Origin of the sequence: Pseudomonas azerbaijanorientalis (genome assembly GCF_019139795.1) — a bacterium.
Taxonomy (GTDB): Bacteria; Pseudomonadota; Gammaproteobacteria; order Pseudomonadales; family Pseudomonadaceae; genus Aquipseudomonas; species Aquipseudomonas laurylsulfatiphila.
On record NZ_CP077078.1, the window covers coordinates 4313235 to 4333471 of the forward strand.

19 protein-coding genes are annotated in these 20237 nt (G+C 61.9%); 5 read left to right on the plus strand and 14 right to left on the minus strand.

What is annotated here, in order from left to right:
• Nucleotides 1-131: 131 nt before the first annotated feature.
• From KSS91_RS19120 to KSS91_RS19185, 14 genes are all read right to left on the minus strand, one after another.
• Nucleotides 132-1280, minus strand: a complete 1149-nt coding sequence (locus KSS91_RS19120) for an acetyl-CoA C-acetyltransferase (RefSeq protein WP_217835769.1) — start codon at nucleotides 1278-1280, stop codon at nucleotides 132-134.
• Between the two features lie 168 nt (nucleotides 1281-1448).
• Nucleotides 1449-2504 (minus strand): acyl-CoA dehydrogenase family protein, encoded by a 1056-nt coding sequence (locus tag KSS91_RS19125; protein WP_217835770.1) that lies wholly within the window; start codon nucleotides 2502-2504, stop codon nucleotides 1449-1451.
• Between the two features lie 10 nt (nucleotides 2505-2514).
• Nucleotides 2515-3681, minus strand: coding sequence for an acyl-CoA dehydrogenase family protein (locus KSS91_RS19130; RefSeq protein WP_217838447.1), 1167 nt, complete (start codon nucleotides 3679-3681; stop codon nucleotides 2515-2517).
• A 10-nt stretch (nucleotides 3682-3691) separates the two neighbouring features.
• Nucleotides 3692-4447, minus strand: coding sequence for an enoyl-CoA hydratase family protein (locus KSS91_RS19135; RefSeq protein WP_217835771.1), 756 nt, complete (start codon nucleotides 4445-4447; stop codon nucleotides 3692-3694).
• A gap of 30 nt (nucleotides 4448-4477) precedes the next feature.
• Nucleotides 4478-5545 (minus strand): NAD(P)H-dependent flavin oxidoreductase, encoded by a 1068-nt coding sequence (locus tag KSS91_RS19140; RefSeq protein WP_217835772.1) that lies wholly within the window; start codon nucleotides 5543-5545, stop codon nucleotides 4478-4480.
• A gap of 2 nt (nucleotides 5546-5547) precedes the next feature.
• Nucleotides 5548-6420, minus strand: coding sequence for an enoyl-CoA hydratase (locus KSS91_RS19145; protein ID WP_217835773.1), 873 nt, complete (start codon nucleotides 6418-6420; stop codon nucleotides 5548-5550).
• A gap of 25 nt (nucleotides 6421-6445) precedes the next feature.
• Nucleotides 6446-7234 (minus strand): CoA-transferase subunit beta, encoded by a 789-nt coding sequence (locus KSS91_RS19150; protein WP_217835774.1) that lies wholly within the window; start codon nucleotides 7232-7234, stop codon nucleotides 6446-6448.
• Between the two features lie 12 nt (nucleotides 7235-7246).
• On the minus strand, nucleotides 7247-8128 hold the full coding sequence (locus tag KSS91_RS19155) for a CoA transferase subunit A (RefSeq protein ID WP_217835775.1): 882 nt from the start codon (nucleotides 8126-8128) through the stop codon (nucleotides 7247-7249).
• An 11-nt stretch (nucleotides 8129-8139) separates the two neighbouring features.
• Nucleotides 8140-9030 (minus strand): VOC family protein, encoded by an 891-nt coding sequence (locus KSS91_RS19160; RefSeq protein ID WP_126050365.1) that lies wholly within the window; start codon nucleotides 9028-9030, stop codon nucleotides 8140-8142.
• A gap of 271 nt (nucleotides 9031-9301) precedes the next feature.
• Complete coding sequence (locus KSS91_RS19165; RefSeq protein ID WP_217835776.1) at nucleotides 9302-9664, minus strand: DUF6124 family protein; 363 nt, start codon at nucleotides 9662-9664, stop codon at nucleotides 9302-9304.
• 497 nt (nucleotides 9665-10161) lie between these two features.
• Nucleotides 10162-10596 (minus strand): hypothetical protein, encoded by a 435-nt coding sequence (locus KSS91_RS19170; protein WP_217838448.1) that lies wholly within the window; start codon nucleotides 10594-10596, stop codon nucleotides 10162-10164.
• A gap of 119 nt (nucleotides 10597-10715) precedes the next feature.
• Nucleotides 10716-11216 carry a DUF4822 domain-containing protein gene (locus tag KSS91_RS19175; RefSeq protein WP_217838449.1) on the minus strand — a complete coding sequence of 167 codons (501 nt, stop codon included), beginning with the start codon at nucleotides 11214-11216 and terminating at the stop codon, nucleotides 10716-10718.
• 608 nt (nucleotides 11217-11824) lie between these two features.
• Entirely contained in the window at nucleotides 11825-12946 is a 1122-nt protein-coding gene (locus KSS91_RS19180; RefSeq protein ID WP_217835777.1) for an LLM class flavin-dependent oxidoreductase, read from the minus strand.
• Between the two features lie 139 nt (nucleotides 12947-13085).
• The gene (locus KSS91_RS19185) at nucleotides 13086-14270 is read right to left on the minus strand and encodes an acyl-CoA dehydrogenase family protein (RefSeq protein ID WP_217835778.1); all 1185 of its coding nucleotides are present in this window, start codon (nucleotides 14268-14270) and stop codon (nucleotides 13086-13088) included.
• A 926-nt stretch (nucleotides 14271-15196) separates the two neighbouring features.
• Here KSS91_RS19185 and KSS91_RS19190 point away from each other — a divergent pair.
• The 5 genes from KSS91_RS19190 (at nucleotide 15197) to KSS91_RS19210 (ending at nucleotide 20192) form a co-directional block, all read left to right on the plus strand.
• The gene (locus tag KSS91_RS19190) at nucleotides 15197-15712 is read left to right on the plus strand and encodes a flavin reductase family protein (protein WP_217835779.1); all 516 of its coding nucleotides are present in this window, start codon (nucleotides 15197-15199) and stop codon (nucleotides 15710-15712) included.
• 9 nt (nucleotides 15713-15721) lie between these two features.
• Nucleotides 15722-17401, plus strand: a complete 1680-nt coding sequence (locus KSS91_RS19195) for an FAD-binding protein (RefSeq protein ID WP_217835780.1) — start codon at nucleotides 15722-15724, stop codon at nucleotides 17399-17401.
• Complete coding sequence (locus KSS91_RS19200) at nucleotides 17389-18144, plus strand: glucose 1-dehydrogenase (protein ID WP_015094272.1); 756 nt, start codon at nucleotides 17389-17391, stop codon at nucleotides 18142-18144. Before KSS91_RS19195 ends, KSS91_RS19200 begins: the two co-directional genes overlap by 13 nt.
• 13 nt (nucleotides 18145-18157) lie before the next feature.
• Complete coding sequence (locus KSS91_RS19205; RefSeq protein ID WP_217835781.1) at nucleotides 18158-19240, plus strand: ferredoxin--NADP reductase; 1083 nt, start codon at nucleotides 18158-18160, stop codon at nucleotides 19238-19240.
• 205 nt (nucleotides 19241-19445) lie between these two features.
• A complete protein-coding gene (locus tag KSS91_RS19210; protein ID WP_217835782.1) occupies nucleotides 19446-20192 on the plus strand; it encodes an SDR family NAD(P)-dependent oxidoreductase in 747 nt (248 codons plus the stop codon).
• Nucleotides 20193-20237 lie beyond the last annotated feature (45 nt).

A 20237-nucleotide genomic window follows, 5' to 3' on the forward strand; every position in this document is an offset into this window, starting at 1 on the left:
ACACAATCCCCTGTAGGAGCGAGCCTGCTCGCGATGGTCGTTAACGAATACGCGGGGTATCTGAATAACCGCGTCGTTCTTGAGTCCATCGCGAGCAGGCTCGCTCCTGCAGGATCGGTGTGTTTCCTGATTTACAAACGTTCGATGATGGTCACATTGGCCTGCCCACCGCCTTCGCACATGGTCTGCAGGCCAAAGCGTCCGCCGCTGCGCTCCAGTTCATGCAGCAAGGTGCACATCAAGCGGGTGCCAGTGGCGCCGAGCGGATGGCCGAGGGCAATCGCGCCACCGTTGACGTTGGTCTGTTCGTGCGGATAGCCCGTCTCTTTCAACCAGGCCATGGCCACCGAAGCGAAGGCTTCGTTGATCTCCACCCGGTCGATGTCTTGCAGTTTCATCCCCGCACGCTTGAGCGCATAAGCCGTGGCCGGGATAGGCGCGGTGAGCATCCAGATCGGATCTTCGGCGCGCACGCTCAGGTGATGGATGCGTGCCCGGGGCGTCAGGCCGTAACGCTTGAGCGCCGCCTCCGAGACGATCAGCATCGCACTGGCCGCGTCGCAGGTCTGGCTCGACACCGCAGCGGTGACCCGGTCGCAGCCGAACAGGAATTCCAGCTCGGCCATTTTTTCCAGGCTGGTCTGGCGCGGCGTTTCATCGTGCAGCACACCGGCCAACGGCACGATTTCGCGATTAAAGCGACCTTGCTCGATGGCCTGCAGGGCCCGTCGATGGGACTCCAGCGAATAGGCTTCGAGCTGCGCCCGGGACAGGTCCCACTTTTCGGCGATCATCTGCGCCGAACGGAACTGCGTCGGCGGTTGCGCGCCGTAACGCCGCACCCAGCCTTCGGAGCCGCTGAACGGATCAGTGAAGCCCAAGGGCTCGGCAGCGATCATCGCCGAGGAAATCGGGATCTGGGTCATGGTCTGCACGCCACCGGCGATGACCACGTCCTGGGTGCCGCTCATCACTGCTTGCGCCGCGAAGTGCACCGCTTGCTGGGACGAACCGCACTGGCGATCGATGGTGGTGCCCGGCACTGATTGCGACAGGCCGGCCGCCAGCCAACTGGTGCGGGCGATGTCACCGGCCAGCGGGCCGATGGTGTCGACACAGCCGAAGATCACGTCGTCGTAATCCTCGTCGGGAATGTCATTGCGCTCGACCAGTGCGCGCAAAACATGCGCGCCCAGATCGGCGGCGTGAATCTGGCTCAGACCACCCTTGCGCCGCCCGGTGGGCGTGCGCAGGGCGTCGACGATATAGGCTTCAGGCATGGTCTACCTCGGTGAAAAAATTGAAATCTGGTATTGAGAGCGCCGAAAAACCTGTGGGAGCGAGCTTGCTCGCGATGAGGCCGACACATCCAACATTGATGCCATCTGACGCACCGCCATCGCGAGCAAGCTCGCTCCCACAGGGATTTCGTCACCCTTACTGACGGGTTAAAACGTACTGCCCGCACCCAGCATCGGCTCGCCGTCGAACAGCGCCGCGCGAATCCGTCCTTTGTGACGGCCACGATCGCCCCAGACCTTGTCCAGCGCCCAGGCGCGTTTCATGAACAAATGCAGGTCGACTTCCCAGGTGTAACCCATGGCACCATGGGCCTGGATGGTGTTCTTCGCCGCGAGCATGGCCGCTTCCGCCGTTGCCAGCTTGGCGTGGGACACCAGCACGTCCTGCCCCGGTTGCTGCTCGGCCAGCGCATAAGCGGCGCGGTACAGCGGGCCTTTGGCGAACTCGATCTGCACCGCGACGTTGGCCATCAAATGCTTGACCGCCTGGAACGAACCGACCGGCTTGCCGAACTGCTTGCGCTCGAAGGTGTAGTCCACCGCCAGGTCGACCATGCGTTTGGCCAGCCCCAGTAATTGCGCGGCGCTGGCGAGAGCGCCTCGGTTGAAGGCGGCCGCCCACAGTTGCCTTCCTTGTTCGCCGCTGGCCACGCAAGTAGCGTGAGTCGGCGTCCATTCGACCTGGAACAGTTGACGGCTCGGGTCGACCGACTCATTGCGGGTCAGGCGCACGGCATCGCGCTCCAGTGCATGCACTTCATCGCCATGGGCCAGCAACAGCAGATCGGCAACATGGGCATCGCTGACCAGCGGGTTCCCCGGTTCAGAAACGGTCAGACGTGCACTGCCCTCGGCAACTCGCGCCAACCAGTATTGCTTGAGCGTCGCGTGTTGCTCATCGAGGGCGGCGAGCATCGGCACGCCCACCAGCATGGTGTCCACCAGCGGTTCGGGCAGACCGGCGTAACCGCATTCCTGAGCAATCAGCACGAAATCCAGTTCATTCATGCTCATGCCGTCCTGCGCCTCGGGCACGGTCAGCGCGGTCAGGCCCAGTTCCACCAGTTGCGCCCAGAGTCGCTCACTGCGCCCGCTATCGCTCTGCCACAGTTCGCGAATGCGTTCCGGGGTGACTTCGTTGATCAGGAAGCTGCGGACGTTGTCCTGAAACAGCAGTTGGTCGCGGCTGAAACTAAAGTCCATGGTCTATTCCTCAGGCACGCGGCATGCCGAGCATGCGTTCGGCAATGATGTTGCGCTGAATCTCGTTGGTGCCGGCGTAGATCGGCCCGGCCTGGGCAAACAGGAAACCTTCCAGCCAATGGCCGACGTCACCGGCGGCCGGGGCTTGCGGCAGCAGCTCACCACGCAGGCCAAGAATGCTCATGGCGGTGTCGTGCATGCGCTGGTCGAGTTCGGACCAGAAGATCTTGTTGGTCGACGATTCCGGCCCGATCTTGCCGCCCTGCACCAGTTGCGAGGCCGTCATGTAGGTGCTCAGGGTGTACGCCTCGGCATCGAGCCAGGCGCGCATCACCGCCTCACCGATGGCCGGGTCGCGGTCGGCCTGCTCACGGTTGGCCAGGTACAGCTGCACCAGACGCTTGGCGGTTTCCTGGAAACGCGCCGGCGAACGCAGCAACAAACCGCGCTCGAAACCGGCGGTGGACATCGCCACGTGCCAGCCCATGCCTTCGCCGCCGAGGGCGTTTTCCACCGGCACCTTGACGTCGTCGAAGAAGATTTCGGCGAAACCCGGCAAACCATTGAGCTGCGGAATCGGCCGCACGGTGATGCCCGGCGTATTCAGCGGCAGCAGGATGAAGGTCAGGCCGTGATGGCGCTGGGACTGTGCATCGGTACGGAAAATACCGAACACCCAATCGGCCCACACCGCGCGGGTCGACCAGGTCTTCTGGCCATTGATCACGTAGTGGTCGCCCACCCGTTCCGCCTTGGAGCGGATCGCCGCCATGTCGGAACCGGCACCCGGCTCGGACCAGGCCTGGGCCCAGATGTCTTCGCCGGTGGCCATGCGCGGCAGAAACCGAGCCTTTTGTTCTTCGCTGCCGTACTCCATCAGGGTCGGGCCGAGCAGGAAGATACCGTTCTGGTTGACCCGTGCCGGTGCCCCGGAACGGTAGTATTCCTCCTCGAAAATCAGCCACTCGATCAGGTCGCAGCCGCGCCCGCCGAGTTCGGTCGGCCAGGTGACCATGCCCCAACGGCCTTCGTTGAGCTTGGCTTCCCAGGCGCGGTGCTCGGCAAAGCCCTGTTCGGTGTCGAACGATTGCAGCGGTTCACTCGGTACATTGGCCGCCAGCCAGGTCCGCGCCTCGGCACGAAAGGCCTGCTGGGCCGGGGTATAGGTCAGGTCCATGGATATGCCTTCAGCCGTTGAATCGGGCATCGCGTTTCTCGACGAACGAGTCGCGTGCTTCCTGAGAGTCCAGTGAGCGGTAGGCTTCGAGGGTGAAGCCCTGCTCCCAGCGGTATTTGTCTTCCAGATTGCCGTCTTCGATGCCGGTCAGCGCTTCCTTGGCCAGGCTGATCATGCCCGGGCTCTTGGCGGCGATGGTGCGGGCGATCTGCAACGCGGCTTCACGCAAGTCTTCACGCTTGACCACCTGCTCCACTGCGCCCAGGCGGTAAGCCTCGGCGGCGTCGATCGGCTCGCCGGTGAAGTACATGTGGCGGACCTTCTGCACCGGGAACAGCCGCTGCAAATGCGCGCCGCCGCCCATGGCCCCGCGATCCACTTCCGGCACACCGAAGGTGGCGCACTCGGACGCGACAATGATGTCGGCAGCGCCGCAGATACCAATGCCGCCGCCCAGCACGAAGCCGTGCACGGCCACTATCACCGGTTTCGGGTTGCGGTGAATGGCCTTGAAGCTGTCGTAGTTGCCCTTGTTCACCGCGACGATCAGGTTGCCGTCGGCGGCCAGTTCCTTGATATCGACCCCGGCACAGAAGCCGCGACCTTCAGCACGGATCAGGATCACCCGCACGTCGTCGTTGCGGCCCAGGCCCTCGATCTCGCTGGCAATATCAGCCCAGCCCTGGTTGTTGAAGGCGTTGACCGGTGGCCGGTTGAACACCAGTTCGGCAATGCCGTTATCGATGCTGACGCTAAATGGTTTCATGGTTTCCTTCCTTCACAATGCATGGCCCCTTCACGACACACGGCGGCACAGCTCGCCCAGGCGCGCTTCGGCGTCGCGGACGATCTGTTCAATCAATTGGGCGCAGCTGGGCAAGCTGTCGATGGATGCGGCGATCTGTCCGGCGGGCAACACGCCCGCGGCCGGTTGCCCGTCGACCATGGCTTTCTGGATCACCATCGGCGCGTTGGCGGCCATGATGCTTTGCGCGGCGGTCAGCTCTCCGGCACCGCGCATCTTCAGCGCGCTGGTCAGCAGTTGCGTCAGGCTCATGCCCGTGTGGCGGCGGTAGGCCAGACCACTCTGCAAGGCCAGCAACAGGCGCTTGAGACCGCCGCTGTTTTCCAGCTGGTTGAGCAACTCGTTGCGGATCATCCGTTGCGGCATGCCGTCGATGGCGCGGCTGATGATGATCGCCGCCGGGTCTTTCACTGCCAGGTAACGCGCCAGGGTCGCCTGGGGCACCGGGCTGTCGGCACACATCAAAAAACGTGTGCCCATGGCGATGCCTTCGGCACCGTAGGCCAATGCAGAAACCAGGCCCTTGCCGTCCTTGAAGCCGCCCGCCGCCACCACCGGCACTGAGACCGCGTTGACCACTTGATCCAGCAGCATCGAGGTCGGTACGGAACCGGTATGCCCACCGCCCTCGCCGCCCTGTACGGTCACCGCATCGGCGCCCATTTCCACGGCTTTCTGCGCATGCTTGAGCGCACCTACCGTGGGGATGCACACCACGCCGGCATCCTTAAGGCGGCTGATCATTTGCTTGCCCGGCGAACGGCTGTAGCTGACCGCACGGACTTTGTGGCGCAACACCAGCTCGACGATCTCGCCGGCATTGGCCTGGTACATGTGGAAATTCACCCCGAACGGCTGATCGGTCAGGCGCCGGGTTTCGAGGATCGCCGCTTCCATCTGCTGCGGTTCGATGGTGGCCCCGGCGAGAAAACCGAAACCACCGGCATTGCCCGTGGCCGCCACCAGTTTCGGATCGGCGACCCAGCCCATGGCGGTCTGGATGATCGGATAGCGGCAACCGAGCAGCTCGGTCAGGCGGGTATTCAACGAAATCGCCATGCTCACGCCTCGCCCGTTTTGCGCTGGGAACTGGCCATGGCCTTGGCGTCGTAGCCGCCGAGGCGGTCGCCGGACACCAGTTCGTTGTGGGCATGGGCGAAGTGATGCAGGCCGAACACCATGTCCATGGTCGCGCGCTTGCCCATCAGGTCTTCGGCGTTGTTCACCGCTTGCTTGCTCAATTGCAGGCCCAGGCGCGGCATCTGGGCGATGCGCCCGGCGATGTCGAGGGTCTGCTGCTCCAACTCGTCGCGAGCAACCACCCGATTGAGCATGCCCATCTGATAGGCACGCGGTGCCGGCATGCGTTCGCCAAGGAACAGGAATTCCTTGGCGATGCGCGGGTTCAATTCATGCACGTGGGCGAAATACTCGACCCCGGGAATGCCCATGCGCACCACCGGATCGGCGAAGTAAGCATCCTCGCTGGCGACGATCAGGTCACACACCCAGGCCAGCATCAGCCCACCGGCAATGCACGCGCCCTGGACCATGGCGATGGTCGGCTTGGGCATCTCGCGCCAGCGCCGGCACATGCCCAGGTAGACTTCCTGTTCGCGGGCATAGAGAAACTCGCCGCCCGGCTTGTTCACATGGTCGTACCACAGGCTGGCGCGATCGAAGCTCTTGTCGACGTCGCGGCCCGGGGTGCCGATGTCATGCCCGGCGGAGAAATGCTTGCCGGCGCCGCGCAACACGATGACCTTCACTTCATCGTCATCGCAGGCCCGGCGAAACGCCGCGTCCAGCGCATAAGTCATCTGCGAGTTCTGCGCGTTGTGGTACTCGGGGCGGTTCATGGTGACGATTGCCACCGCGTCGCGCACTTCGTACAGGACCACTTCGGCCTCGTTCTTGTCGTTATGTTCAGCCATCACTTGTCTCCGAAAACGCGGGCGCTCAGCGCTGGCCTGGCGGGTTGTCTTTAAGCTGCAGGGCGCGCAGGTTGTGCGGGTCCAGACGCTGGATCAGTTGCAATTGCTCGGTGGTCGGGGCCGCGGTGGTCGGGCAGTCGTCCGGCACGTGCAACTCGAAGCCGGTGTTGTCCTGGACCTGCGTCGCCGTCACGCCGGGGTGCAGCGAACGGATGCGCATCTGCCGTTGCGGGCCCTGGAAATCCAGGACGCAGAGGTCGGTGATGATCAGGCGGATGTCGATGTCGTCCAGCGACCAGCCGCGCGCCAGGCGGGCCGGGTTGTAGCCGACCGAGGCGACCATATCGACCTCGCCTTCGACGAACACCCGACGGTTGTGGCTCGGCACGCAAAACGAGTTGGCGTGGCTGATCGAGTTGCCGGGGAAACCGCGCACGCCGAGCATCTGCGCCTTGGGTTTGGCGTAGTCGCCGATGCAGGAAATGTTCGCCTGGCCAAAGCGATCGATCTGAGTCGGGCCGACCAGTGCATGGCGCTTGCCGCCCCAGACGTTATCGAAAATCCGCGAGAAACCCATCCAGCTGTCGCGCTTGGGCTCATAGCCCTTGCGTGCGCCCAAAGGCACCGGCTCGGCGACCATGTAGGCTTCGGAATCGGTCATCAGCAGTTGCGGGTTGCTGGTCAGCATGGCCAAGGATGCCGCCAGGCGCGGGATCACACCGATGCCGGAGGCCAACACTTCGCCGTCTTCGCGCCAGGCTTCGGAGGCGGCGCAGATCATCAGCTCGGCGAGGCTGTAAGTGGTAGTGCTCATCGCAAGGCTCCCTTAGAAAATCGGCAACGGCAGTTCACGGATCGCAGCCAGGCCGCCAACCTTGTCCAGGTACTGTTCGTGGGTGCAGTCGACGTATTCCCGCACGTAACCTTCCCAGCCATCGGCGGCCTGCACCGTGGCGTTGTAGGCCTTGAAGTGCGCGACGTCGAACCCGTACAGCGGCGCGCAGGACGACGGATGCGCACCGCCCGGCACGTGGGCCACGGCTGTGGTCAGGTTGCGTTCCCAGAACACTTGATGGGCATGGGCGCTGTCCTGATGGAAGTACTCGCTGTCGACCAGTTCATCGCAAGTCACGTAGCTGTGGGTCGCGGCCCGCACGAACAGGTCGTCCATGTAGTGATCCGGGCCGCTGATCTGGCACACGCCGCGTTTGTCGGCACGGTCGACGTGCACCAGTGCTGCGTCGAGCTTGAGGGCCGGCATCGCCACCCAATCCTTGCCATCGGCGTAGGGCGAGGCGATCAACTTGATCTGGCGGTTGTGGCGAAGCACATCGGTGCCCAAGCCCACGGCGGTCGGAATGAACGGCACATTCATCGCCGCCGCCCGCAGACCAAGCAACAGCATGCCTTCATCGATCTCCATCACATCCAGCGCCGCCTCCTGGCGCGCCTTGCGGAAGTACGGCTCCAGCGGAATGAAATCCAGGGAGACGAAGGCGAACACCAGTTTCCTGATCTTGCCGGCGGCGCAAAGCATGCCGACATCGGCTCCGCCATAGGCCACCACAGTCAGGTCCTTGAGGTCCGAGCGCAGAATCTCCCGCACCAGCGCCATCGGCTTGCGGCGCGGGCCCCAGCCACCGATACCGATGGTCATGCCATCACGCAGTTGGCCGACGATCTCGGCGGTGGTCATTTGCTTGTCCATCGTCATGTTCCTCATTGGCGACCGACACTGAAGTCGTGGCCCCAGTGGCTGACCACGGTACTTTCGAACGGCGTGTGGCGGTCCCAGTCGACCACCAGGCCGTCGCAGCCGTACTCCAGGTCAAAACCGGACGGGGTCTTGATATAGAAAGAAATCATCTGGTCGTTGGTGTGCTGGCCGAGGGTGGCCGACAGCTTCACGCCGTTGGCGTGGACGCGGTCCAGGGCACGACCGACTTCGTCCAGCGCGTTGACCTCGACCATCATGTGCACGCAGCCGTGGGGCATCGGGCACTCGAAAATCGCCAGCGAGTGGTGACGGCCGTTGTTGCAGTGCAGGAAGTGGATGCGCTTTTGCGGCTCGGCCGGGTCCGGGGTGAAGCGGACTTTCATCAGGTCCGACAGGCCGAATCCCATCACTTGTTCGTAGAAGTCGCGGCAGCGTTCGAAGGCCGGCGCCGGCAACACCACGTGGCCCATGCCGAGGTCGTTGGTGACAAAGCCTTTGACGCCCACCGGCGAAACAAAACGGGCGAAGTCCTGCAGCGGGCCCCAGAAAATTTCGTGGCGGTTGCCATCCGGATCGCTGAAGTGCACCAGCTCCTGGACCTTGCGCAGTTCGGCTTCGGACGCGGTGCCACGGGTCACTTGCACGTCGGCCTGTTGCAGCTCGCTGACCGCCTGCTCCAGCGCCGCCTTGCCGGCCACTTCCCAGCCGCAGGCACCGAAGCCGTTCTCGGCACTGTTCTGCACCAGCACGCGGTAATGACGCTCGTCCATTTTCAGGTACAAAAGCTCATCGTCGCCGCTGACCATCATGCCCAGCACCTGGCTTGCGTAATGGCGCCATTGCGCCAGGTCGCTGGATAACAGGGTGACGTAACCCAGACCACGGATATCCATGGATGCACTCCTCGTTTTACTCAGGCCGTGCCGCCCTTCGGCGACTGCCGGGGGAGACTTTATGTAAGGGCTATTTGTAGGAGCTATTCAAACGGGTTCGGGGAGGGGCAACATCGTCCAATGGGACTAGCGGAAATGACGGGGTACACGCATTCAAAACTGTGGGAGCGGGCTTGCTCGCGAAGGCGGCGTGTCAGTCAACAGAGATGTTGAATGTACGGGCCTCTTCGCGAGCAAGCCCGCTCCCACAGGGGTCAGTGGTATGGCGGGTTTATGCGGCCGGTTCGATTTGATCGAGCACGCGGTTCGCGGTGATTTCGGCGAGCATGACGCTGTTGGAAATGCCCAGCAGTGCATTACGGTCACCGCCCTCCAGATGATCCACCAGTTGATGCACCATCACATCCACCGAGGCCAACGTCTCGACCAGATAAACCACCAGGGTTTCGGTCGTGGCCTCAGGGTCGACGCTGAACAGCGTGCTGATTGTTCGAGGGGTGGCTTTGATGTCGGCGATTGAAGGGAAGTGGTAAGCGAGGGCTCGCTCGGCGGCTTCGTTGAGTTTTTTGGAATCGGGGCTTTCGTAGGGAGATGTCGGATCAGCGTCCGGAGGATTTGGCGTAGGTTTGATCATAGTGTGGATTCCTGATGTGGGCTGGAACCACTTCTCTACTAAAAGAAGGGGTGGCAGCTGTACGCAGGTTAGTAGACCGGGGAATCCAAGAAGCCGGCGCGCCCAAGGGCGCCCTACGTACAGCCACCATCAAAATGCAGGCATACAGCCTGATTGATGCGTTGTACGTCTTGGATTAAGCCTCGGGCTACTAAACCCGATCACTGGGAATCAGTGACACAGATCAAGTTACCGCGGGGCCCCAAGGCGCACAAGCCGGCGGATTCTGGCGTACCTGTAGGCAACGACGCAAGGCGTTGTAGCTTTCAAGAAGTGATTCCGACAGGCATTAAACAACCCTCACAAACACCCATAGGAGCTGCCGAAGGTGTCGTGGCTGTGGGCTTACTGCAGGTATAAAAAAACGGGCCATAAATGGCCCGTTTGAGGAAAGTGCAATTGTGTTCACAGCCGAGGAAAATCCTACAGGCTCAAGACGCTGCGCATTTGCGCTGTGATTACTGGGTAGACTTGGCTTCTCGCACTTTCTTTTGCTCTGCCAGGGCTATTTCCTTGAAATCATAGGTCGGAAAGAACTCTGTCCGGTAACTTCCCCACGCGGTGTTTTCAAGTGCGAGGTTGACCGCTGCGAGACGCGAGGCAGGCAGGCGTAGAACGATGACCTGCCCTATTCCCATGGTTATATTCCAGCTGACAACCTCCACCCCGGCCGGAGGGAACACCTTGTAAAATTCCTGTTTGGCGAGTTGCTCTTTCAACTCTCCCAATGGGCGCGATTGATCGTGCTTCAGGAAAACAGTCAGCATGAGTGCATTATCTTGCGTGGCGATAGCGTCTTTTGCGACCGAAGACGTTGTCGGCTGTGCATGGGCGCCAGCCGAGTATATTCCGGCCAGCAGTAGCGTAGACATCAATAGCGTTCTGAACTTCATACTCATGTTGCACCTTTTATTTTTAGGTTTTTATGGATGTTATTTCAGAGTGGCGTCATTTAACGCGGGCACCTTGAAGCATCGAAATAATTACTTAATAAATGACTACCGAAAGGCGTTTAGTGCGACATCGAGGTTTTTAAAGGTCCTTTGTAGGGCGCATGGACCACATAGATCCGGACAGGGGCATTGGTGTCTACCATGTCACGAGGCACCTCTCGTGAGTAGGTGAATTCTTCGTCATTCAACTTTTCCAGTCTTCTGACCACCGTTCTGACCGTTCCTTTATCAGGCACCAGGATATGCGTTGTTTTATCACCGGTGACAAGGAAGTAACCGCCGCCGCCATTGTCATACTTTGATTGCCCGGTTTCGGTATAAAAAAATTCATAGCGATTACGTCCGGGATCCCACATTGATATTCCAACAACACCCGGATATTTCTCCTTGAGGTCTACTTCCGGGGCTCCCTCTATGTAAACCTTGGTTGTCAACCATTGAGGAGATGTGGCAAGTGCTTGAATATCAGTCTTATCCTCCATCTGCTTTCCGTGGCTGACAAGTGGACTGAGTAGTCCAGCGAGGAGCAGGCCTGTAAACATTGCGTTGTATTTTCGCATGGAATGATTCCTTGCCGAGTTTAGTGGCGACGCTTGTTTGTTGTTTTTGCTCTCGTAAAAAATAATCACTGCGAGCAGCTGATGAAATATAGGAGTGATATCAACCACTCACAACACCCAGGTATATATTTGAAACAATTACAGCAGCAATGACCTTCAATAAAGGCCAACAAAATAATGGGCGTTTGGACCTCTTCGTCAAGACCGGGAAATCACAGTAGGAGTTTTCGCTGATCGCAACTTTTTCGGAGTCGATGGAAAATAAAGATCAAAAAATCGCAGCCTTCGGCAACTCCTACAGAGGTGTGGTGGCTGCGGGATTAGTGCAGGCATAAAAAAACGGGCCTTGGGGACCCGTTGGAAAGTTGGCCTGGCGTCCGTGCCAGGCCTGAAACATATGGGATTGATAGCCTTGTGCTGCATCCTGTGGCGAGGGGGCTTGCCCCCGCTGGACTACGAAGTAGTCCCAAATCCAGGCGACACGGAATGTCTGAAAAACCGTGCAACCCTGTTTTGCGACCGCTGCGCGGCCGAACGGGGGCAAGCCCCCTCGCCACAGGTTCGGTCCGAATGGAGAGCATTCGTTAACCAACAGGCCTCGTCCGGCATCAACCCTTGCGAAAGTGCGGAATCACCTTCTCGCCAATGTTCTTCAGTGTCTCGAGCTGCGCCCACTGCGGCACGGTGCCCATCTGGCAGATGAACAGGATTTCGTCGGCGCCGGCGTCGATCAGCCGCTGCACGTAGCCGATGCAATCCTCGACCGTGCCGTAGGCGTGGTTCGGGTTCATCATGGCCATGGTCGGGTCGGAGAAGTCGACGCTGACTTCTTCGGAGGCGAAGCGCGACTTGATCACGCTCTGGCCGTTGCCGTCGACGAAGGTGTCGTCCTTCCACTTCTGCGGATCCGGGCGCTCGCCACCGCCGTACCAGTAGCCCAGGGATTCCATGAAGTAACGCTGGCCACGGATACCGATGCGGCGCGCTTCTTCGTTGTCGTCCAGCACGATGGCCGGGCACAAGGCTGCGATGTGCCGGTTCGGGCGGAAGCCCACTTGCTTCTTCTCATCGCGGTTGTCGTAGGCCGAGTGATACACCTCAACCTTCTTGGCGATTTCTTCCGGGCCACCGAAGCCCAGCACCAACGCGCCCATGCCACGACCGCCGGCATTCTTCAGCGACTCGGTGTTGGTGCACGCCAGGTACATCGGCGGGTGCGGGTCCTGATACGGCTTTGGATGGATCGGGCGTTTGGGGATCTGCACGAAGTCGCCGTTGTGCTCGATCTCGTCCTGCACGAACATTTTCGGGATCAGGTACATCATCTCGTCGATCTGCGGCTGCAAGGTCGCCAGGTCATAGCCGAAGGTGCCGGCTTCCTGCTGGGTGCCGCCCTTGCCGACGCCAAAGTGCACACGGCCCTTGGACAGCAGGTCGAGGGTGGCGATGCGCTCGGCGACTTTCACCGGATGGTTCATCGCCGGAGGCAGGCAGACCACGCCGTGGCCGATACCGATGCGCTCGGTTTTACCGGCCACGAAAGCCAGCATGGTTTCCGGCGCGGACATGTGCGAGTAGTTGCTCAGCGCCGTGTGCTCTACGCACCAGAAGGTGTCGAAGCCGAGCTTGTCGGCCAGCACGGCCTGCTCGACCGTGTCTTCGAAAATCTTGCGGTCGCCTTCGCGGCTGGAGTCCACCGTCTGGGCTTCGTAAATCAGGGAAAATTTCATGGTTGATCCTTGTGCTTATTTGGATGCGCAGTCGGCGCCGTAGACCTTCGCCTTACCGCCAATGCTCGTGCATCGACGGGGCGCTCGAATCACGCAAACGGACTAGCCCGTTTCATAGAAAAAGAGCTGTAGGGAAGCGTCAGAGGAAAAAGTCGCTGCTGTCCTGCCCCATGCTCACGCCGCCAAGGTTCCAGGCGTACTTGGCCGGGCTGTTGGCGACGTGGGCGCGACCGGTGTGAATGTCGCGGAAGGCACGGTTGATCGCGTGACTGCGGAAGATCGTCGAGGCACCGCTGTTGAACATCAGGTCACCAACGGCCTTGGCGCACTTGTCGGCCACCAGCGCCGAGTCGTAACGCATCTTCACCCGCTCGGGCATGCTCAACGGCTCACCCTTCTGCGCGCGCTCCAGCATCAAGGCGAAGTTGCGATGCAGCACGGTTTTGCACTCGTCGACGCAGACCATGGCATTGGCCAGGGCCGATTGCGCAGCCGGGTCCTGGACCATCTTGCGACCGTCATTGACCCCGACCCGGGCGCGGTTGTGCTCGACAAACTGATCCACCGCACCTTGCAGGGCACCGATGGCGGACGACGACACTGCACGCACGAAAATCTGCCCGAACGGCAGGCGGAACAAGGGCGCGGTGTTGACCGCATTGCCCGGACTGTTCTGCATGAAACCGTCGAGCGCGCGATGGGTGCGATACTCGGGAACGAAGGCGTTTTCCACCAGAATGTCGTGGGAGCCGGTGGCTTCCAGGCCCATGACGTTCCAGTTGTCGAGAATCTGGTAGTCGCTGCGCGGCACCAGGAACGTCCGGTAATCCGGCGCCCCGCCCGTCTCTTCCGGCGGCACCAGCGCACCGAGGAACGCCCAGTCGCAGTGCTTGCTGCCGGAAGAAAAGCCCCAGCGCCCGCTCAACTTGAAACCACCGTCGACCCGCTCGACCTTGCCCACCGGCATATAGGAAGAGGAGATCAGCACGCTGGAATCGCTCCCCCAGACATCCTGCGCGGCGCGGTCGTCGAACAGCGCCAGCTGCCAGTTGTGGATCGCCACCACCCCCAGCACCCAGGCCGATGACATGCAGCCTTCGGCCAGGGTCATCTGCACGTCGAAGAAATCCTTGGGCTCCAGCTCATAGCCTTCCCAACGGGACGGTTGCAGGATGCGAAAGAACCCGGCGTCGTGAAAATCCTTCAGGGTTTCTTCAGGCAACTGCCCGGCTTGCGCAGCATTCAGGGCGCGTTCACGCAGGATCGGCACCAACTCACGGGCACGTTGGCTCAGACGCTGGCGAATCAGGTCTTGGTTGAGCATTTTTATTGTTCTCCTTTGTTCACCCCATCCGCCGGGGCGCGCGTGCAACGGGGCGGGTGTAGTGCCCCTACGCTGGCATTCAAACAATGCGCAAAGCGGCGGGCATCCCTCAAACGGACCATGTGGTTTTGGGGAACAGGTATCTGGGTGGGGGTGAATCAGAAAGTGATGTACCTGGTCGACTGACAGGTCGCTATCGCGAGCAAGCTCGCTCCCACAGGTACTCAGTACATCAGCAAGATTTCGGTCAGCTGGCAGGCCATCTTCGCGAGCAGGCTCGCTCCCACAGTTGATCCGGGTATGCCTGCGAGAGATTGGTCGGCTGGCAGGCCGCCTTCGCGGGCAAGCCCGCTCCCACAATTTGAACGGTGGGCATCAGCAAGATCTTGGTCGGCTGTCAGGCCGCCATCGCGAGCAGGCTCGCTCCCACAGAAGAGCAAAAGCAGAGCAGCCCACACCACGCCGCTTCTCACCACTCATCAGGCCGAGCGTTAGCTCGCCTGCAGCTCTTGATCTTGATCCACCCGCCCCCTCGGCAGGCTGAGCGCAGGTGTTCATCCGGGGATGGGCGCGCAGCGCCGTTCGACGCAGTCGAACTCATTGCATGTAGGTCGAAGCGAAGCCGACCGGAGGGCAATGCCCCCGGATGAATACCGGAGCGAAGGTACCCCGAGCCTCAGCGAGGGGCCGTACGTAAGGGGCGAGCGTTTTTTGCTTCCTTTTTTAGGCGCTTGTAAAAAAGGGAGTCGCCGTAAGGGCGAAACAGCCAGCCGCCGTTACCGCAGAAACGGATATGTACACAACCCAAACCACCAGCCTGGTCGGCCCAGAGGCCGCCAAGGCCTAGTCCCCTCGGACGATGTGACGACTGGACGTCGGAGCAAGAATCCATCGCACTCCACCCCCAACAAAAAAGGCCCAGTGCGATGAACGACGCCAATCTCAAAGCCGACATGCTCCAGGCCATGCGCCGCCTGGCCAAGTCCGTCACCATTATCAGCACCAGCAATGGCTCCGAACGCTTCGCCATGGCCGCCACCGCGGTCGACTCCCTGAGCACCGAGCCGCCATCGCTGCTGATCTGCGTCAACAAGACCGCCTCCCCCCACGCCGCACTGGCGACCGGCGCCGACTTCTGCGTCAACATCCTCGGCGTCGAACAACAAGACCTGGCCCACCTGTGCAGCGGCGCGATCAAGGGCGAAGCACGCTTCGACCGTGGCAACTGGCTCACCAGCCCCGGCGGCATTCCTTACCTGGGTGACGCCCAGTCGGCGATCCTCTGCCGCCAGGACGGCCACTTCAGCTACGGCACCCACACCGTGTTCATCGGACGCATCCTGCAGATCCACACCACTGATGCCATCACCCCGCTGGTCTACCTCGACGGCAGCTACACCACCACCGCCAAACCCGCACCTTCTCTAGCAGCCGCTGGCTGAGGCCCGAACATGGACAGCCTGAACCGGTTGACGGCGTTGCGAGTGAACAGCGCCGACCAGTTGCCATGGGATGACCGCTGCGACTTGCTGATCGTCGGGTTTGGCGGAGCCGGCGCCTGTGCCGCCATCGAAGCCAGCACTCGCGGCCTGTCGGTGCTCGCACTGGATCGCTTCGAAGGCGGCGGCGCCACGGCACTCAGCGGTGGCGTGGTCTATGCCGGTGGTGGCACGCCGTATCAGCGCCGGGCAGGCTATGAAGACACCAGCGACGCCATGTTCAACTACCTGCGTCAGGAAGTCGGCGAAGCCGTCAGCCACGAGACATTGCGCGCGTTCTGCGAAGGCAGCCGCGAGCAACTGGCCTGGCTGGAGCAACAAGGCGCGGCCTTCGAAGCCAGCGTACCGCCGCACAAAACCTCGTACCCGAGCGACCAGTACTACCTTTATTACTCGGGCAACGAAGCCGTGCCGGCCTATGCCGCCAGCGCCAAGCCGGCGCCCCGCGGCCATCGCACCAAAGGCCCGGGCATGTCCGGCGCCAGTCTGTTCGCCCCGCTCAAGGCCAGCGCCTTGCGCCACGGCGCACGCCTGCGCAGCCAGTGCGAAGTACGGCGGCTGGTGCTCGACCTCGACGACAAGGTCCTAGGCGTCGAAGCCTGGCAGTTGCCGTCGAGTAGCCGCGCCGCCAAACAACATGCGCGCCTGTCACGCTGGGCCGCGGCCATTCACATGTACGTTCCGGCCTTGGCCGACCGCTTGCGCGCTCGCCAGCGTCGCATCGAACAGACCAGCGCCATCCGCCAATTGATTCGCGCCGAACAGGCGGTGCTGTTGAGCAGCGGCGGTTTCATCTTCAATCGCGATCTGGTGCGCCAGCACGCGCCGCAGTACCTGGCCGGTCTGCCGCTGGGCGCCACCGGGTGCAATGGCAGCGGCATCGCCCTGGGCCAGAGCGCCGGTGGCAGCGTGGCGCGGATGGACAAGGTCAGCGCCTGGCGTTTCATCAATCCGCCACTGGCCTGGGCCCGCGGGCTGATCGTCAATGCCCGCGGACAACGTTACGCCAACGAAGAAATCTACGGCGCGACCCTCGGCCACGCCATGGTCGAAGAACAGGAAGGGCGCGCCATTCTGATTCTCAATCGGGCGCTGGTTCGAGAAGCCCTCAGTCAGGTCGGCCCCGGCAAAGTGTGGAATTTCCAGCGCCTGCCGGTGCTGCTCAACCTGCTGTTCAACGCCAAGCGCAGCACCAGCCTGGCCGGGTTGGCCAAGCGCTGCCATCTGCCGCCGGAACTGCTGCGCCAAAGTGTCGAACGCTATTCCCGCGCGGCACGGGGCGAGGTCGCCGACGAGTTCGGCAAGTCCGCCGCGATGCTCGCCAACCTCGATCAGGGCCCGTGGTACGCCCTCGATCTTTCATTCGCCAGCAAACTGTTCCCCTGCCCGGTCATCACCCTGGGCGGGTTGAAAGTCTGCGAGGCCAGCGGTCGGGTACTGGACCCTGCCGGCCAGCCAATAAACGGCCTGTACAGCGCCGGTCGCAATGCGGTCGGGGTCGCCTCCAACCTGTATGTCTCCGGCCTGGCCCTGGCCGATTGCATCTATTCCGGTCGCCGGGCTGCCGCCCACGTGGCCGACCAATTCGCACTTCAAACCGCACGATCAGGAGAACAACAATGCAACGTGTAGAAGGCAAAGTCTGCATCATCACCGGCGCCGCCAGCGGCATTGGTCGCGAAGACGCCCTGCTGCTGGCCCGCGAAGGCGCCAAAGTGGTACTGACCGACCTCAACGAAGAAGCCGGTCGCCAGGCGGCTGCAGAAATCGGCGCCAACGCGCTGTTCATCCGCCACGACATCGCCAGCGAAAGCGACTGGCAACACGTGGTCAAGACCACAGTCGAGCACTTCGGCCGCCTCGACGTACTGGTCAACAACGCCGCGATCCTGGCCCTGGGCAGCATCGAAGACACCACCCTGGAGCTGTGGCAGAAGGTGCAGAAGATCAACGGCGACGGCTACTTCCTCGGTTGCAAGTACGCCATCCAGGCGATGAAGGAAAGCGGTGGCGGCTCGATCATCAACATGTCGTCAGTCGCCGCCCTGGGCGCCATGCCGATGTTCTGCGCCTACTCGGCGTCCAAAGGCGCGGTGGCGGCGATGACCCGTTCCATCGCCCTGCACTGCAAGCAGCAGGGCTATCGCATCCGCTGCAACAGCGTGCACCCCGATGGCGTGAACACGCCGATGACCCAGGCCCTGGCCGGCGGTCAGCCGATCCCGCAGGAAGCGCTGGACCAGGACCCGATGAACCGCATGGCCGCGCCACGGGACATTGCCAACGTGGTGCTGTTCCTCGCCACGGACGAGTCGCGGTTCGTCAACGGTGCCGAGATCCGCGTCGACAACGCCCAACTGATCAGCGGGCTCTGAGGTCGAGGTGAACATGGGCACGCAACAACAGAACCTGACCCCGGCCGAACACACGACGGCAAGCGTCTCATTGCAAGTGTGCGCGGTGATCGACGAGACCGCTGACGCGCGCTCGCTGGTGCTGGACGTACCGCCAACCCTGCGTGAGCGCTTTCGCTACAAACCGGGCCAGTTCCTGAGTTTTCGCGTGCCCTTCGCCGGCAAACTGTTGACCCGCTGCTACTCCATGGCCAGCTCGCCCCTCGCGGACCCGCTGCCCAAGGTCACGGTGAAACGGGTCGACGGTGGGCGGGTGTCGAACTGGATGAACGAAGTCCAGGTCGGCGACTGGCTGGAAGTATTGCCACCGGCCGGGCATTTCTGCCTGGACCCGCAGGTGGAGACCGAAAAGCCCCTGGTCCTGTTCGGGGGCGGTTCGGGCATCACCCCGGTATTTTCCATTCTCAAATCAGTGCTCCATGGCAGCCGGCGGCCGATCAAATTGATCTACGCCAACCGCGATGAAGCGTCGGTGATTTTCAAGGACGAGCTGTGCCAGTTGATCAAGGCGCATCCTGATCAACTGCACGTGGTGCACGTCCTCGATTCGGTGCAGGGTTTCCTGACGGACCATCAGGTCCGTCATCTGCTGCGCGGATCGGCCGGCGGCGACTACTTCATCTGCGGGCCGGGCCCCTTCATGGACACCGTGGAGCGCACGCTGCTGGCACTGGGCGAGGCGGCCGAACGCATACATGTCGAACGTTTCGTCTCGCCACCGGACCCCGACGAGCTGTTGGCCGAAGAAGCCCTCGCCCGCGAGGCCGCGATGGGGTCGCAGTGCGAGGCGCTGATCGTCGAGCTCGACGGCCAGCAACACGAAATCGCCTGCCAACCCGGTGACACCTTGCTGCAAAGTTGCAAGGCTGCCGGCCTGGACGTGCCATCGTCCTGTGAAGAAGGTTTTTGCGGGGCCTGCATGTGCGTGGTCAAGGAAGGTGAGGTCCAACTGGCGCGCAACGATGTGCTGCCCCCCAAGGAACTGGCCGACGGCTGGACGCTGGCCTGCCAGAGCCGACCGACGGGTGCCCGGGTACGCCTGAAATTCCCGGATTGAGGCTACGCATAACCCTGTAGGAGCTGCCGCAGGCTGCGATCTTTTGATCTTGACCTTGGAAATTAAAAGATCGCAGCCTGCGGCAGCTCCTACAGGGGGTTGCGTACGGGCTTTGTCGCCTTAGTCTCAACGGACGATCACTCAGGCCCGGTCTACAGTTAGACTCGGCCACAGCATTAGCCCACAACAATAAAGAGGTACAGTTATGGCTCGTTTGCAGAACAAGGTCGCGGTGGTCACCGGCGGCGCTTCGGGGATCGGTCTGGCCTGCGTGCGCCGTTTCGCTGTCGAAGGCGCGCAAGTGATCGGGCTGGACATCGGCAGCGCACCGGCGGATTTCCCCGGCCTGTTCATGACCCTCGATGTGCGCGACGAAGCGCAAGTCCAGCAGGTCATGCAAGACGTCATCAGCCGCTTCGGGCGCATCGACATTCTGGTCAACGCCGCCGGCGTCGCCGACCAGGGCAGCGTGACCCAGACCACCACCGCCAACTGGCAACGGGTGATGGACATCAACCTCACCGGCAGCATGCTCACCAGCAAGTACGCGCTGGCGTCGATGGTGGAACAGCGCGGTGGTTCGATCATCAACGTCGGTTCGATCTTCGGCCTGCAAGGCTGCGACGGCAACGTGGCCTACAACGTGTCCAAGGGCGGCATCAACCAGCTGACCCGCTCGATGGCCATCGACTACGGCTACGCCAACATTCGCGTCAACGGCCTGTGCCCGGGCCTGATCGAAACGCCGATGACCAGCATGGTCCGTGACAACGATGCGTTCCACGCCTTCTTCGCCTCGCAGCACATGCTCAGCCGCTCCGGGCAACCGGAAGAAGTGGCCAATGTCGCGCTGTTCCTGGCCTCGGACGAAGCGTCCTTTGTCAGCGGCCAGATGATCGCCGTGGACGGTGGTTTCTCCGCCGGTCGCCGTTTCGCCCCGCCCGCCCAGTAATTCGCAATCCGGCCGGGTGCCCTGCCCGGCCTACTCCCTTTTTCG

Excerpts from the sequence above, each read along its gene's own strand:
- KSS91_RS19120 (WP_217835769.1), bottom strand. The coding sequence starts at position 1,280 with ATGCCTGAAGCCTATATCGTCGACGCCCTGCGCACGCCCACCGGGCGG.
- KSS91_RS19125 (WP_217835770.1), bottom strand. The coding sequence starts at position 2,504 with ATGGACTTTAGTTTCAGCCGCGACCAACTGCTGTTTCAGGACAACGTC.
- KSS91_RS19130 (WP_217838447.1), bottom strand. The coding sequence starts at position 3,681 with ATGGACCTGACCTATACCCCGGCCCAGCAGGCCTTTCGTGCCGAGGCG.
- KSS91_RS19135 (WP_217835771.1), bottom strand. The coding sequence starts at position 4,447 with ATGAAACCATTTAGCGTCAGCATCGATAACGGCATTGCCGAACTGGTG.
- KSS91_RS19140 (WP_217835772.1), bottom strand. The coding sequence starts at position 5,545 with ATGGCGATTTCGTTGAATACCCGCCTGACCGAGCTGCTCGGTTGCCGC.
- KSS91_RS19145 (WP_217835773.1), bottom strand. The coding sequence starts at position 6,420 with ATGGCTGAACATAACGACAAGAACGAGGCCGAAGTGGTCCTGTACGAA.
- KSS91_RS19150 (WP_217835774.1), bottom strand. The coding sequence starts at position 7,234 with ATGAGCACTACCACTTACAGCCTCGCCGAGCTGATGATCTGCGCCGCC.
- KSS91_RS19155 (WP_217835775.1), bottom strand. The coding sequence starts at position 8,128 with ATGGACAAGCAAATGACCACCGCCGAGATCGTCGGCCAACTGCGTGAT.
- KSS91_RS19160 (WP_126050365.1), bottom strand. The coding sequence starts at position 9,030 with ATGGATATCCGTGGTCTGGGTTACGTCACCCTGTTATCCAGCGACCTG.
- KSS91_RS19165 (WP_217835776.1), bottom strand. The coding sequence starts at position 9,664 with ATGATCAAACCTACGCCAAATCCTCCGGACGCTGATCCGACATCTCCC.
- KSS91_RS19170 (WP_217838448.1), bottom strand. The coding sequence starts at position 10,596 with ATGAAGTTCAGAACGCTATTGATGTCTACGCTACTGCTGGCCGGAATA.
- KSS91_RS19175 (WP_217838449.1), bottom strand. The coding sequence starts at position 11,216 with ATGCGAAAATACAACGCAATGTTTACAGGCCTGCTCCTCGCTGGACTA.
- KSS91_RS19180 (WP_217835777.1), bottom strand. The coding sequence starts at position 12,946 with ATGAAATTTTCCCTGATTTACGAAGCCCAGACGGTGGACTCCAGCCGC.
- KSS91_RS19185 (WP_217835778.1), bottom strand. The coding sequence starts at position 14,270 with ATGCTCAACCAAGACCTGATTCGCCAGCGTCTGAGCCAACGTGCCCGT.
- KSS91_RS19190 (WP_217835779.1), top strand. The coding sequence starts at position 15,197 with ATGAACGACGCCAATCTCAAAGCCGACATGCTCCAGGCCATGCGCCGC.
- KSS91_RS19195 (WP_217835780.1), top strand. The coding sequence starts at position 15,722 with ATGGACAGCCTGAACCGGTTGACGGCGTTGCGAGTGAACAGCGCCGAC.
- KSS91_RS19200 (WP_015094272.1), top strand. The coding sequence starts at position 17,389 with ATGCAACGTGTAGAAGGCAAAGTCTGCATCATCACCGGCGCCGCCAGC.
- KSS91_RS19205 (WP_217835781.1), top strand. The coding sequence starts at position 18,158 with ATGGGCACGCAACAACAGAACCTGACCCCGGCCGAACACACGACGGCA.
- KSS91_RS19210 (WP_217835782.1), top strand. The coding sequence starts at position 19,446 with ATGGCTCGTTTGCAGAACAAGGTCGCGGTGGTCACCGGCGGCGCTTCG.